This window comes from Companilactobacillus jidongensis (genome assembly GCF_003946575.1).
GTDB classification, from domain to species: Bacteria; Bacillota; Bacilli; order Lactobacillales; family Lactobacillaceae; genus Companilactobacillus; species Companilactobacillus jidongensis.
Window position 1 is genome coordinate 1 of the sequence record NZ_RHOP01000027.1, and the last position, 13,616, is coordinate 13,616.

Here is a 13,616-nt window from a genome sequence, read left to right on the forward strand (position 1 = left end):
TGTGCATGAAAATAGGCATCCTCAATGAGGATGCCTATGGTTAAAAGTTATTCATCAATACTATTTGACAAAGAGCCATTATTCACAGATTTTTTGTTTTGAGTAGAATAAATATGATAATAGTTTACATGTATATTAACTATTCATTTTTAAGTTGGTGCTCAGCAATAACACGGTTCAATAAAATCACTGTCAATAAAGCAAGCACAGAGAAAACAGCTGCACCATAACCCAAACGGAATAGACTGCCATGCGATAAGACACCTGCAGCTGTAGCTGATCCCAATGAGATACCGATATTATAGAAAATGGCATTAAGGGATGATGCGAGTAATGTTGCCTGAGGGTATTCAGCCTCAGCCACGTCCAAAAATTGAATTTGAATAGGCGAATTCACTACAGAAATAATTAGCGCTAAAATTAGTAATACGCCAACTCCTGTGAATTGATTATTCAGTGCTAACGGCATGCATAGTAGGAGTATTGTGTCTGAGATGTAGAAACGAGGTAAGGTAGTTAAACCGTGCCGTTCGGCAACTGATCCAGAGAGTCGATTACCTATGATGCTCATAATTCCGAGTGCAAAAAGTAGCCAATTTAAAGCAGTTGTGTTGAATCCCAGGGCCGTAGTTAGTAGTGGACGGATATATGTGTAGTAACCGTATAGTGCTGCCGCAGTAAAAAGAATTAGAATTGATCCAAGATATATTCGTTTATCCGTCAATAATACTAATTGACCTTTAAGACTGCTTGTTGTTGGTTGGGACAAATGTCGTGGCAAAATAAATGCTAATGCAATGCAGGTTGAAAAACTCAAAATTGAAATCATATGGAAGGCCATGTGCCAGCTAGTAGCCGTGCTGATTGTTGTACCAATTGGTAGACCAATAACCGAAGCAATACTATATCCAGCTGCTATCCAAGAAATTAGGATTGCACGTCTCTTACGAGGGGCCAATTCATTAGCGAAGACAGTAATCAATGATTCAATCGTCCCGGCAACAATTGCCGTTAATAAACGTGAAATTAAGAATGAACCATAACTGGTGGCAAATCCGCTGGCAGTATTACCGATAAAAAAGATAACCATGAGAACCATTAATGCCTTATAACGGTCAAATTTATTTGAAAAAAGAGTAACAATGGGAGTACTGATCGCATAGACTATGGCAAAAATAGTTACCAGATAACCTGCGGTTGCGACTGTGACTTTTAAAGATTTTGCAATGTCAGAAATGACCCCAACAACCATAAATTCATTACATCCCATCATAAATGAAACCAGAACTAAGGCGCTAGCCTGCCAACGATATTTGTTCATTTTTATTTCCCCCACAAAACAGTTATATCTATAATTGTACTCGAATACCTTGTAATCTGTAATTTTTAATTGAGATAAAGTTGTCATACTTAAATTGATGTTTATTATTGATCAACACAAAAAGCACTTCCAAGAATTAGTTTCTCGGAAGTGTTTTTTAATTTGTCATGAATTCTTTCTTTTGAATATAAATACAGTTATTAAGCTTATTAGAATCAATGGATATTCAAGGGTGTAAAGATTTAAGAAGGAATTGGTTAATTTGTTTTGCAAATGATTTTTAATATTTTTGGTAGCATGAGTTATTTGAGAATTTAATGTATTGATTTTTTTATTGATAGCCTTAGTAACTTGTTGCTTTATAGTTGTAGTTACTGTCTCAGGCATGGCGACACCTAATTCAGTTTGCTTTTGTGCAACAATCTTTGTGTATTCCACATTAATTAACTCGTTTCTCTTTGTGGAATTAATCGTGCTGCTCTTAACTTTGTTGGATGTGTTTACGTTATTACTATTACCTGAAACTAATTTTTCGTGTAGTTTGTTTTTAAAAGTGGTTTTAGAACTAGTGGCTACATCTATTTTATTAATTTGTCCAACTGCGTAATCATAAGTTTGACTTTTTGCATCAGTAATATTTCCACTTAGCATTGATAAGAACAATGCCATACCAATAATAATACCAACATTTCTCATAACGTTTAGAACATTTTGACCAGCGGTTAGATCGGTTCCTTGTAGTTCTGAGATTCCTATTGTCAACGCAGGTCCACTAATGAAGCCAATCCCAGATGCTATTATACCTGTTCCAATCAAAATCCTATTTGAAATTTTACCAATTAGTGCTATTGAAAGTGGATTAAAGATTAGCATTGCTATAGACATTGGGGTAATCAACATAGCTGCTTTAAGTTCTGACACATTTGTGATTTTTGTTAAATAGAGTGGAATAATGATTTACAGATTGGTATTGGAATTCAATTTGCGACAGGTGGAATCATTAATGTCTTAATTGGATGGATCGCGACTGATTGTAAAATTGATAGTAAGATAATTATCAAAGAGATTTTGGGTACAATTCAAAATTTGAATAATTAAATAAGCAGACTTTTCTAAAAGTCTGCTTTTTGGTGTAAACATACATTTTGTAATAAATTGATCGAATGCTTTCATATCAATGTATTTATAAATAATATTTTTTGATACAGAAACACACTTAAATAGATATTTGCAAGTCATTAAGTTTAAATGATATTCTTTCAATGTCAACGTAGCACACGTTCTAACTTTTTAATTACCGACTTGATTGAAGAAACAATTTATCAAGATTGATTGGAATGATAAATATGAAAAGAACATTTTTTTATAATACTGAGAACGAAGATGTTGTGTTTTCCAAGAATCAAAATTTTGATCTACCTGATAATTTTGAATGGAATTCAAAGACAACTACAATTTTTTCACGGCTTACAGTTGATATTGCCAAAATCATAGGTTATGTATATCGGTATCAGAAACATGTCGTATATCGGGACGAAACAACTATGAATCTGAACGATTCAAACGGATGTTTTGTTTATAGTAATCACACACAAACTTTTGGCGATGTTTTTTTACCATTTAATTATGCAAAGAATCATAAATTAACGATATTGGTATCACCGTCTAATTTGGGAATTCCAATTATCGGTACAATGATACCATCTGCGGGCGGTTTGATCATACCATCAAAAATATCACAGATGAAAAAATTCAAAGTAGAGTTAAATAAACGAATCAATGATAATCAGACAATCTTTATTTATCCAGAACAACATGTTTGGCCATACTGTACAACGATTCGACCGTTAAACTTCGCTGCATTTCATTATCCAGCAGCAAATAACACATCAGTTTATTGTTTTACAACCACTTATCAAAAGAGAAAATATAGTAAAAAACCCAAGATCACCATTTTTATTGATGGGCCATTTTTAGCTCCTGAATGTATGAATCGAAAAGAAAAACAAAGGTTTTATCAGACCACAATCGAATCTTGTATGAAAAGGCGAGCAAGTTTTAGCACCTATGAATATGTCAAATATAGGAGGCTACAACAATGAATATATTGTTTTGTGGAGATAACAAGATTCAGGATGGATTGTTGATATCTATTATTTCATTGATGAAGTATGCAAATGAGTCATTAAAAATATATGTGTTAACCGCAAGTAGTTTTGCGGGTTCAAAAAAATATGTTCCGATTTCTGATAAGTCGATTAAATTATTGAATATGCTGATTAAGCAACAGAATGTTGAGAGTAGTGTTGTGAAGATAGATATTACGGAATTGACTGAAAGAGTTCCGCCAAAAGCTAATCAAAATACTCGATTCACACCTAATTGTATGTTGCGTTTGTATGCGGATGAAGTTGATTCTTTACCAGATAAAATTTTATATTTGGACACTGATGTAGTTTGTTGTAGTGATTTTTCTGATTTTTATAATCAAGATATTTCTGATTATGAAGTCGCTGGAGCACTTGATCGGTATGGTAAATGGTTGTTTCATAATGAATATTTGTTTTTTGATTATATAAACTCTGGCGTATTATTGTTGAATTTGAAAGCTATCAGAAAGAGTGGACTATTTACAAAATGTCGATTGTTGTGTCAAAACAAGACTATGTTTATGCCTGATCAATCAGCAATTAATAAATTGAGTGTATCAAAGAAGATAACTAAGAAAAAATACAACGAACAAAATAAATTAACGGATAACACAGTATTTAGACATTTCACTACTAAATTCAAATTCTTCCCATATATCAGGATTATTTCTATCAAACCGTGGGAAACACAAAAAGATTACAAGGAACTAAATAATGCACAATTTGAAGATGTAATTGATAACTATCAGTTACAGGTTAGGAGATTTCAAAATGAATAGACTATCTATTTTTTATTGTATTGATGACAAATATGCACCTTATGCGGCAACGTCATTGGAATCGTTAAAAGAAAACACCAGTTCAAAAGTACAGGTAACAATATTATTCGAGACTTTATCTAAAGAGAATATACAGAAATTAAACAAGATTCAAAATAACAATTTAAATATTAAGTTCTATGAATTAGCAGAAGGATTCAGTAAATTATTTGATAATGACAAAAACATTTTAAGAGCGGATTATTCTACTATGACAATTTATTATCGAATATTTATTGCTGATTTTTTCCCAGATATTGATAAGGCCATTTATATTGATGCAGATACGATTATTGATTCAGATATCACTGATTTGTTTAACACTGATTTAAATAATAATCTACTTGGAGCAGTTCCAGACAGTTTTATTTGTAATGATCAAGATGCCAGAAAGTATGCGAGTGATGCCATTAGTGTTTTGCAAGATAAATATATTAATTCAGGTGTTCTATTAATGAATTTGAAACTTATGAGAGAACTAGTATTTGGACGGCACTTTGTAGACGTGCTAAACAAATATCATTTCGAACTGATTGCACCTGATCAAGATTACATTAATGTTATTTGTAAAGATTGTCTTCAAATAATAGATTATATGTGGAATGTTCAGACGGAATTTATACTTGATAATTATGTTCAACCTAAGATTGTTCATTACAATTTATTTGGTAAGCCTTGGAATTATGATGACGTCAGTTTCGGAGATTTATTCTGGGAATATGCCATAAGAACTGATTATTATGATGAGATTGAGAGCATTAAAGATAGCTATTCTGATAAAGATAAGAACATGGATGCTTTACATAAAAAATCTTTGATTGAGAAGATAAAAAAAATCCCCAATAATTCACTGACCTTTAAATCTGTTGAGGATTCTGGGATGAAAATATGCCTATGATAATGAAAGGTAATAGATCAGCCGTTGTTGAACGAATTGAACAAAACGTTAAATTAGGAATGTTTAATAAAAAAGTTGAAGGTAATGATCCGGTATTATCATCTGAAGAAGAAAAATATATTCTCGAAAAGTTTTCCAAAAATAGAAAACTTTTTTTGTTTAAATTTAAAGAAATTATTGCAAGATCATTCATGAATCTAATGACGATTTCGTTTGGAAACAATATAGATATCATTGGACTTAATAATATACGAACGATGAAATCAGGCTGCATAATCACCAGCAACCATTTCAGTCCACTTGAGAATTTGGCTATTCGCAAGATGATTTTGAAATCTCAACTTAAGAGAGTAAATATTGTCAGCCAAGCAACTAATTTGAAAATGAAGGGTGCGTTAGGATTTTTAATGAAATATGATTTCATTCTACCCATTGGTAAGAGTATCAGTTATCAAAATAACGTTTTTTTACCAATGCTTGCTGAAGAAATCGGTAAGGGAAATAATATCCTAATATATCCAGAACAGGAGATGTGGTTTAATTACCGCAAACCACGTCCTCTCAAGCGCGGAGCATATTATTATGCCTGCAAACTACATGTGCCAGTAATTCCTTGTTTTGTAAAAATCGAAGTGTTGCATAAAAAAGAAAATGCCTTATTTTATAAGACCAAATATATCCTTTATATTCTCGATCCTATTTACCCTGGTAAAAATAAAAACATCCGCGCTGCCAGTATTGAGATGATGCACAGGGATTATCAGGCAAAAGTAGATGCCTATGAGAAAGCTTATGGTAAGAAGTTGGATTATAAGTTTGATTATGATGATATTGCTGGTTATATTCCATCTGAACCGGTAAGTCTGGAAACTATTTAATATTAGCAAGGTTTAAAATCTTTTTCTTCTGAAAATCAAGTATCCAAAGGCTGTGAATAACAACATATACAGGATAGTTCCAGTTAATAATTGCATATTACTAAGAAGTGTTACTGGATGGTAGGAACTATAATTGTAATACTGTTGGGTCAAATTAGTCATATTCAGTGGATTCCACTTTAATATGTTCATGGCATTTGACTTGCTCCAAACCAAATTAGTTGTAACAAAAGGTCCCATAAATATAATAAGAATATTAATCGTTATAACGGCCGAATTTGAGTTGATAATGCATGATAGCAAAAAAATCAAACTAATTATAAGTAGGGATGTAATCATATCAACACCGGTATTCATTATCATGTTCAGAGCCAATGGCTTTTGGTATTGATAAATATTTGACCAAGAAACGGGATTGTTCAATGGTGTCAGTGACAGAATGATTGTAAATATGATTGCAATCAAATGTAAAATTACATCGTAAATAAAAATCACAATAAATTTGGAAAGACACACATGCCATTTACTAGATGCTTTATAGAGTAAGGTTAAAATGGCATTGTTTTGGAATTCCATCGAAAAAAAAGTTGAACCGACAATAATCAAAACAAGCGAGATCCACTGACTAGAATTATAAGCAGTCATTACCAATAATCGTTCACTGGATTTACCCATTGCAATACCCATAATTATCATGAAAAATATCATCATAAATGGAGCAATCCAAGCGACTTTCCTATGATAAAGTTTATAAAATTCTTGATATAAGTTTGAACTCATCATCTTTTCCTTTCACTGATCAAAGATTACACACGTCTTTTTTTGAAAATAAAATAACCTATTGCTAAAAATAAAGTTGTATAAATCATGTTACCAATAATAAATTGGCTATTAGTAAGTTTTGTAAATCGAGAGTAGTTAGGATGCGACAATTGATTCATGATATTTATCATGTTTAGCGGATTCCAAGCAATAATTCTGTTCAAGTTAGAAAATACTGATAACAATACATTCGATATACTTGCTCCAAAAAAGCCAATTGCCAAACATATTCCTATAACTGCTGCATTAACTTTGACAAATGAAATCAATAGTAATTCTAGACTGATAATAAAAAATGAATATATTACGGTTCCCAGCATATTCAGCAACAATTGTCATTGTTTACTTACTTTATATACGAAAAAAATCAAATCAAAATTTTAGTTATGAAACTTAAAAAAAGATGACGCGATAAAAAATGGATTCAATGCAAGTTCTTCAGATTTGCATTGAATCCATTTTAGTTTTGAGCTATTTATTCAAAACCCGGAAGTTCAATAAATAGTTTTACTTTCTTGAAGTATTCTATACGAATCTAGTAGAATACATACTATGATGAATACAAAAAATACAGACCAAATAACAGTTTTTAAAGCATTAGCAGATTCGGTGAGACTGGATATTATTGAATATCTGAAACATACTGACCATGAGGTTTCCTGTGGTGAGGTGGGGAAGGCACTGAATATTAGTAAAACTTCTGGATCTTATCATTTCAAGTTGTTGCAAGAGGCTGGAATTATCACTACTAGAAAAGAAGCTCGAGAAAAATACGTGAGTCTTAATTCAAAGACGTTTGATAAATATGTTACTAATTTTTATAAAAATATTTGAGAGTGTATATTTACACTCTCTTTTTGTTTGTCATTTTACTTGTCATATTTTTTTGATAATGTTAGTTTTAAATAGTTCAAAAACCTTTGAACTATTTTGAATAGAAAACAGTGAATGAGGGAAGCACAAATGAGAAATAAGCAAGTCAATTCAACCTGGGTTTTGATTTTAACTTCATTAGGATTCTTCATGTCGATGATGGATTCAATGATTGTAACCACTGCTTCGACAGCTATTCGGACAGATCTGAATATCTCCATTGATACCCTACAATGGGCCATGAACGCATATAATATTACAATTGCAGCTGTACTTTTGGTAGGAGTGTCATTGGGAGAGCGTATTGGGCGTCGAAAAATCTACAATTTTGGAATTTTTATTTTTACATTAGGTTCAATATTATGTGCATTATCTGGTAATATTACGATTCTAGTGATTGCTCGTGTCATTGAGGGAATGGGTGCTTCAGTTATGACACCGATGTCCATGGCGATTTTGACCAATTCAATACCAACATCAGAACGAGGTAAGGCATTGGGGATTTGGAGTGGCATTGGTGGCCTGGCATTGATCGTTGGTCCGTCATTAGGTGGATTGATCGTCGCCAAATTAGCTTGGCAGTGGATATTTTGGATCAATGTTCCAATTGGAATTGTCGCAATTTATCTTTCAAATAGGATGTTGCCAGAAAGTACTGGTAGCAGCGATAAAGTTAATTTGTTAGATTCAGTTCTCATTATTGTTGCATCGGCAGGTATCATTTGTTCATTGTCCGCGATGACATCTGCAAACTTAACATTGTTGCCTGCTGTGATAGGAATAATCAGTATATTATCTGGAATTTGGTTTGGATTTCGTCAGAAGTTTGAAAAAAGCCCGATGATCCCATCTGATTATTTTAAATCAGTAACTTTTACAGGTGGAAACATTGCCACTTTCTTGTTATATGGCTCAATGTACGGAGTAGTGTTCTTTCTTCCGCAGTTTTTACAAGTAGTAACTGGCGCTAACCCATTGACGGCGGGTCTGGAAATACTTCCATGGACTGGAACTCTGGTTATCGTTGCACCATTTGCTGGGAAAGCGGTCGATAAATATGGAGAGAAAATAATTGCAACGTTAGGATTATTATTTCAGGGAATTGGGTATATCTTGATAATGATTTTTGTGAATAAACACAGTTCATATTTGAATATGGTTATTCCACTTGCACTAGCAGGGGTAGGTTTATCCATGGCTGGTCCAGCTTTACAAAAAGCTGTTTTAGAATCAGTTGATAAATCAGCTATTGGCAAGGCATCTGGAATTTATAATGTTTTTCGATTGTTTGGCGGTGCAGTTGGAACAACCATTTCAGTTATCATCTTTTACAAGTTTGGTGGAGTTTCGAATGCTGAACTGTTCACGAACGGCTTTCGTGCCGCAATATTTGGAGCAGGGATGATTTCTATCTTGGGTGTTATATTTTCCCTTCAATTCAAAAGAAATAATTCGATAATGTGATTTTTGATATGAAATGAATAGTTAAATAAAATGATTAATATTTAATACAAAAAAGCTCGTAATTTTAAGCAATACAAATATGCTAAAGCTATTTTTAAACGAATAAGGAGATAATAATGAAACGGATTGCAGTGTATTGTGGAGCATCGACTGGAAATGATGATATTTACAAAAGGTCAGCTGTCAAATTAGCTGATTGGCTGGTAGAAAATAATCTTGATTTGGTATACGGCGGTGGTGGAGTTGGATTGATGGAGACTATAGCACAAGAAGTTCTCTCTAAAAATGGCAAAGTATATGGAATTATGCCGCAAGAATTAGTTGACCGTGGAGCAGCATTTGAAGGATTGACTGACTTGAAGGTAGTACAGAATATGTCTATCCGTAAGCAACAAATGCTAGAGCTATCTGATGGATGTATTGCACTACCTGGTGGCCCTGGTACTTTGGAAGAAATTATTGAGTCATTTTCTTGGGCACGGTTAGGTGACAATGATAATCCATGTGTTCTGTACAATGTCGATGGGTATTTTGATCCGCTGAAGTTGATGTTCGACAGTATGACTGCTAAAGGATTCTTGACGAAAGCCGACAGAGAAAAATTGTTCTTTTCCGATTCGTTGGATGATATTTATCAATTCATGGATAGTTATATACCACCGATGATTCGTAAATATTCTAAGTAATTCATTTGTAATGGGTAGTTTTATGCTTTGGTTCACAAAAATTGGTTTATCTACTTGATTAGAGTAAATTAAAGATTATCAAAAGAGAACAACAGGAGAATCACATGGAGAAAATATTCATAGCAATATTAGCTTTATTAGGCTTCGCTGATTCAATAAAAGAATGGATATTTAGACCATTTAAAATATTGTTTTCGATAATTGGTAAAAGACTGTTTAAAAACAGATGATTGATCATGAGTATCAAACTACAAAAATACAATAAAAAAATAATCACTCAAAACATGATTGAAGGTTATGATTCGAGCGTTAATGATAATATCGGTGTTCCGAATTCAGTTATTGAGAGATCTAATCACAATTCAAATATGCAACCAGTAGTCTATGGTGGCAATTATGAAACAGATATATTGTAAATATGGTCTGTCTCTCTGAATTAGAAGAGAGCAGGCTATTTTTGTGTAACAAAAAACTGTAATCCATTGTCAAAATGAACTGCAGCTCATAATTTAATTCAAAGAAAATCCCTGTTTTCTTAAAAAATCGGCAATATCAGCACGGTGTACTTCTTTAAAAATTGCTAAATTCTTATCGGTCCAAGATGTGTTGGCCGGATTAGTTTCACGGTTAACATAATAGTTTTTCACAATTTTATCATATGATGATAAATCGTTGAATTGAGCCTCATTATATGAGTTAATCGCCACCTGATTAGATGGTGCCATACGAGGTTTTAATTGATTTTTGGAGCTTGGAACGCCAATGGTCATGCCGAACAATGGAATTGTAAAATCTGGTAGTTGAAGTAGTTCAGCAACTTGTGAAATATTATTACGCAAACTACCGATATAGCAAATCCCTAAGCCCATTGATTCAGCGGCTATAGCCATATTTTGTGCAGCAATCGTTGTATCGATTGTTGTAAGTAGAAGTGCTTCCATATTTTTAATACTGTCTAAGCTTTGATTGTTTTTTCGTAAAATATTAGCTTGGCGATGTAAGTCAGCAACGAATACGTAAAAGGTGTCGGCTTTCCTTACGTGTGTTGAACTAACCGTGATATCTGATAATTTATTACGTAAAGTTGAATCAGTGATTTCAATGATTGAGAAGGCCTGAACAAATTCGGTCGTTGAACCATGTTGGGCGGCAGCAACCAAATTGTTTTTTTGTTGGGATGTAACTGGTTGGTTAGTAAAGCTTCGAACAGAGACATGTTGAAGCATATTTTCGATAGTGGAATTCATCATAAAACCTCTTTTTAGTATATTTGACTTATCTATTAGGATAGCACGAATGTTAATAATTGAATCGAACTCTACAATCGGCATTTTATTTACAAGTTGTATCATCTGCCATTAATCAATCGCTAAAGATGTACAATTACTTAAATAATTGTATATAGGAGAAAAAATCTAATGGTTGATACCGACATGAATGTGAACACGATTCAAAAATATTTTAAGTTGTCCGACTTCGCGTCTTGTGATGTAGATTCGTTAAACGAGATTATTGAGTTATTTAGTGATGATGCCACTATCAAATCTGGTATTAATGAGACTGCGAAAGGTAAAAAGAAAGTTTCTGATTTCTTTAAATTATTTTTTGGTCGTAACAAACAATTGAAACATATTTTTGAAATTAGAAATGTAGATGAAAATTATATGACGGAGTGGGTCGTCGCTGGATTGAAGAGTGATGATACATTATTTTCACTACATGGATTTGACTATTACCAGTTTGATAATTCGGGTAAGATTATTGATTTGAAAGTTATTATTGATTAGTGAAACAAGACGAATTGTAAAATGAAATAACTATTGAATGGCTATATAGCAATGAATTGGGAACCTTTTTATAAAATAAATCATATTTAAATATCTGGATTTATTGTGAAGGTGTAGCTATAATTCATTGAAAATGAATAAAAATCAAGCTGTGGAATAATTATGAAAAAACTAATGAAAAGAAACTTTCTCTTACCTGTACTTTTTTTATTGTTAAGTATTATTTTGATAGGGTTTGTAGATTGGCACTTTGGTTATATTTTTGCGACAGGAGATTTTCATTACCATATTGATCGAATTGAGACATTAGCAAATTCAATCAAACATTTAAACTTCTGGCCAAAAGTAGACGGACACTTTATTGGTGGCTATGGTTATGCGTCGAGTTTGTTTTACCCGGATATATTCTTATATCCTGCGGCGATTCTCCGTATTATGGGAATTTCCGCCACTGGTTCTTATATGTTCACACTAGTAATGATCAATTTTGTTACATTGTGGGTTGGTTATATTGCCGGTAAAAGATTAACATTTTCAACAAACAAGTCATTGTTGTTTACGTTTATATACACTTTCAGTGCATATAGATTGGAGACGTTGTTTAGCCGTCAAGATCTTGGTGAATTAATGGGCATGATGTTTTTCCCATTAGTTTTGTCAGAGCTAGTTAATATAAAAAATGGACGTGTTAAACAATGGTATGTCTTGGCTTTTGCAATGATTGGAGTAGCCTGTTCACATACTATATCGATGTTCATGATAATTTTCTTCTCAGTTATGTATGTTTTATTGAACGCAAAGAAATTTTTTAACAAGAAAAAAATAGTGGCAATTATCAAAGCTGCTGGAATAACGATTGGTGTCAGTGCGGGTGTATATTTACCGATTTTGGAACAGATGCAAGGACAAAAATATACTTTAACAACACATCCATTGATTAATATCATGAATGAAATTTTACCAATTCAGCAACTTACTTATAATTCTTTAACGAATCAAGTTTTCCATGCTAATACAGTGAACTTAGGAGCTATTATCCTATTGGGATTGGTCGTTTATACAGTTTACAATGTGTTTCATCGTAAGAATTTGGATTTAACGATAATCGGCGTATTTCTGTTTATCATGTGCACGAACTTATTTCCTTGGAATGTTTTCAGTCATTCGATATTAGCTGTTATTCAATTTCCTTGGAGATTTTTCTCACTGATCTCGTTGATTGTGGCGTACTTATTGGCGAATGATGATTTAAACATTTTTCACAATAAGTATTTTTCATATAGTTTTATAGCGGTAATAATGTTAGTTGCTATGGGATTGGGTCATCAAACGGTGGTTCAGTCACCCAACAGATTAGAAACGTACAGCAAATTTGATCAAGTTGATAGTTATTATATTGGTGCTGGTCACGAGTACTTACCTAGTGAGGTTAGTTATCCGGAAGTTTTGGAACACAAGGATAGATTAATTAACTATAAAAAGTCTGATGTATCTGTGAATAATTCAACTATTAATGATCAGTATATTGCCTTTAACTTTAATACTCATGGAAAAACAGCACTAGTGCAACTACCGTTGATTTATTACAAAGGTTATCAAGCTGAAGTTTATGGTACTGGAAAGTCAACAAAACCAAAAATTTCTAAATTTGGATTGACTAATATTAGTTTGAACGGAACAGGTACGGTTAAGATTCAATATGAAAATACGTTTATTCAAAAATTAAGTTTGATGATATCGTTAATAACGTTGGCCTTGATGTTATTGGCATTTCTCAATAAGAGAGGACGTAAGTACATTTCTCTTTCTGATGAAGTTCCAGTGTTCGTTATGCCAACGGAATATAATTATATTTTTGTTTATCAAATAGTTAAGGGTGTTGATAATGTGACACCTATGTAAAAAAGAATTCAATCTCA

15 protein-coding genes are annotated in these 13,616 nt (G+C 32.7%); 11 read left to right on the forward strand and 4 right to left on the reverse strand.

Annotation, left to right across the window (positions count from 1 at the left end):
• Window positions 1-139: 139 nt before the first annotated feature.
• Both EKM68_RS12635 and EKM68_RS12640 read right to left on the reverse strand, forming a co-directional pair.
• Entirely contained in the window at window positions 140-1,321 is a 1,182-nt protein-coding gene (locus tag EKM68_RS12635) for an MFS transporter (protein ID WP_125591172.1), read from the reverse strand.
• A gap of 165 nt (window positions 1,322-1,486) precedes the next feature.
• Window positions 1,487-2,083: a hypothetical protein gene (locus tag EKM68_RS12640; RefSeq protein ID WP_164509451.1), complete on the reverse strand. Its 597-nt coding sequence runs from the start codon at window positions 2,081-2,083 to the stop codon at window positions 1,487-1,489.
• Window positions 2,084-2,096: 13 nt separating this feature from the next.
• Between EKM68_RS12640 and EKM68_RS13600 the strand changes: the two genes are divergently transcribed.
• From EKM68_RS13600 to EKM68_RS12660, 5 genes are all read left to right on the forward strand, one after another.
• Window positions 2,097-2,264, forward strand: a complete 168-nt coding sequence (locus tag EKM68_RS13600) for a hypothetical protein (protein WP_164509452.1) — start codon at window positions 2,097-2,099, stop codon at window positions 2,262-2,264.
• A gap of 403 nt (window positions 2,265-2,667) precedes the next feature.
• A complete protein-coding gene (locus tag EKM68_RS12645) occupies window positions 2,668-3,423 on the forward strand; it encodes a hypothetical protein (protein ID WP_125591174.1) in 756 nt (251 codons plus the stop codon).
• Window positions 3,420-4,250 (forward strand): glycosyltransferase, encoded by an 831-nt coding sequence (locus tag EKM68_RS12650; RefSeq protein WP_125591175.1) that lies wholly within the window; start codon window positions 3,420-3,422, stop codon window positions 4,248-4,250. The genes EKM68_RS12645 and EKM68_RS12650 overlap by 4 nt, the downstream gene beginning before the upstream one ends.
• Window positions 4,243-5,187: a glycosyltransferase family 8 protein gene (locus EKM68_RS12655; protein ID WP_125591176.1), complete on the forward strand. Its 945-nt coding sequence runs from the start codon at window positions 4,243-4,245 to the stop codon at window positions 5,185-5,187. The genes EKM68_RS12650 and EKM68_RS12655 overlap by 8 nt, the downstream gene beginning before the upstream one ends.
• Window positions 5,178-6,065: a lysophospholipid acyltransferase family protein gene (locus tag EKM68_RS12660; protein ID WP_125591177.1), complete on the forward strand. Its 888-nt coding sequence runs from the start codon at window positions 5,178-5,180 to the stop codon at window positions 6,063-6,065. The genes EKM68_RS12655 and EKM68_RS12660 overlap by 10 nt, the downstream gene beginning before the upstream one ends.
• Window positions 6,066-6,077: 12 nt before the next feature.
• Here the strand turns inward: EKM68_RS12660 and EKM68_RS12665 are convergent, their stop codons facing one another.
• Window positions 6,078-6,845 (reverse strand): ABC transporter permease, encoded by a 768-nt coding sequence (locus tag EKM68_RS12665; protein WP_125591200.1) that lies wholly within the window; start codon window positions 6,843-6,845, stop codon window positions 6,078-6,080.
• A gap of 594 nt (window positions 6,846-7,439) precedes the next feature.
• On the opposite strand from EKM68_RS12665, the gene EKM68_RS12675 reads away from it, so the two are divergent.
• The 4 genes from EKM68_RS12675 (at window position 7,440) to EKM68_RS12690 (ending at window position 10,326) form a co-directional block, all read left to right on the forward strand.
• On the forward strand, window positions 7,440-7,721 hold the full coding sequence (locus EKM68_RS12675; RefSeq protein WP_125591179.1) for an ArsR/SmtB family transcription factor: 282 nt from the start codon (window positions 7,440-7,442) through the stop codon (window positions 7,719-7,721).
• 129 nt (window positions 7,722-7,850) lie between these two features.
• Window positions 7,851-9,224: an MFS transporter gene (locus EKM68_RS12680; protein ID WP_125591180.1), complete on the forward strand. Its 1,374-nt coding sequence runs from the start codon at window positions 7,851-7,853 to the stop codon at window positions 9,222-9,224.
• A 116-nt stretch (window positions 9,225-9,340) separates the two neighbouring features.
• On the forward strand, window positions 9,341-9,910 hold the full coding sequence (locus EKM68_RS12685) for an LOG family protein (protein ID WP_125591181.1): 570 nt from the start codon (window positions 9,341-9,343) through the stop codon (window positions 9,908-9,910).
• A gap of 236 nt (window positions 9,911-10,146) precedes the next feature.
• Window positions 10,147-10,326, forward strand: coding sequence for a hypothetical protein (locus EKM68_RS12690; RefSeq protein ID WP_125591182.1), 180 nt, complete (start codon window positions 10,147-10,149; stop codon window positions 10,324-10,326).
• A 93-nt stretch (window positions 10,327-10,419) separates the two neighbouring features.
• Here the strand turns inward: EKM68_RS12690 and nfsA are convergent, their stop codons facing one another.
• Complete coding sequence (nfsA, locus tag EKM68_RS12695; protein WP_318530731.1) at window positions 10,420-11,160, reverse strand: oxygen-insensitive NADPH nitroreductase; 741 nt, start codon at window positions 11,158-11,160, stop codon at window positions 10,420-10,422.
• Window positions 11,161-11,328: 168 nt separating this feature from the next.
• On the opposite strand from nfsA, the gene EKM68_RS12700 reads away from it, so the two are divergent.
• Together EKM68_RS12700 and EKM68_RS12705 are read left to right on the forward strand one after the other, a co-directional pair.
• Window positions 11,329-11,697, forward strand: a complete 369-nt coding sequence (locus EKM68_RS12700) for a nuclear transport factor 2 family protein (RefSeq protein WP_125591183.1) — start codon at window positions 11,329-11,331, stop codon at window positions 11,695-11,697.
• Between the two features lie 162 nt (window positions 11,698-11,859).
• Complete coding sequence (locus EKM68_RS12705) at window positions 11,860-13,599, forward strand: hypothetical protein (protein WP_164509453.1); 1,740 nt, start codon at window positions 11,860-11,862, stop codon at window positions 13,597-13,599.
• Window positions 13,600-13,616: the final 17 nt, after the last annotated feature.

Coding starts and splice junctions, on each gene's coding strand:
- EKM68_RS12705 (WP_164509453.1), top strand. CDS start 11,860: ATGAAAAAACTAATGAAAAGAAACTTTCTCTTACCTGTACTTTTTTTA.
- EKM68_RS12680 (WP_125591180.1), top strand. CDS start 7,851: ATGAGAAATAAGCAAGTCAATTCAACCTGGGTTTTGATTTTAACTTCA.
- EKM68_RS12665 (WP_125591200.1), bottom strand. CDS start 6,845: ATGAGTTCAAACTTATATCAAGAATTTTATAAACTTTATCATAGGAAA.
- EKM68_RS12700 (WP_125591183.1), top strand. CDS start 11,329: ATGGTTGATACCGACATGAATGTGAACACGATTCAAAAATATTTTAAG.
- EKM68_RS12675 (WP_125591179.1), top strand. CDS start 7,440: ATGATGAATACAAAAAATACAGACCAAATAACAGTTTTTAAAGCATTA.
- EKM68_RS12655 (WP_125591176.1), top strand. CDS start 4,243: ATGAATAGACTATCTATTTTTTATTGTATTGATGACAAATATGCACCT.
- EKM68_RS12650 (WP_125591175.1), top strand. CDS start 3,420: ATGAATATATTGTTTTGTGGAGATAACAAGATTCAGGATGGATTGTTG.
- EKM68_RS12660 (WP_125591177.1), top strand. CDS start 5,178: ATGCCTATGATAATGAAAGGTAATAGATCAGCCGTTGTTGAACGAATT.
- EKM68_RS12685 (WP_125591181.1), top strand. CDS start 9,341: ATGAAACGGATTGCAGTGTATTGTGGAGCATCGACTGGAAATGATGAT.
- nfsA (WP_318530731.1), bottom strand. CDS start 11,160: ATGATGAATTCCACTATCGAAAATATGCTTCAACATGTCTCTGTTCGA.
- EKM68_RS13600 (WP_164509452.1), top strand. CDS start 2,097: ATGAAGCCAATCCCAGATGCTATTATACCTGTTCCAATCAAAATCCTA.
- EKM68_RS12635 (WP_125591172.1), bottom strand. CDS start 1,321: ATGAACAAATATCGTTGGCAGGCTAGCGCCTTAGTTCTGGTTTCATTT.
- EKM68_RS12645 (WP_125591174.1), top strand. CDS start 2,668: ATGAAAAGAACATTTTTTTATAATACTGAGAACGAAGATGTTGTGTTT.
- EKM68_RS12690 (WP_125591182.1), top strand. CDS start 10,147: ATGAGTATCAAACTACAAAAATACAATAAAAAAATAATCACTCAAAAC.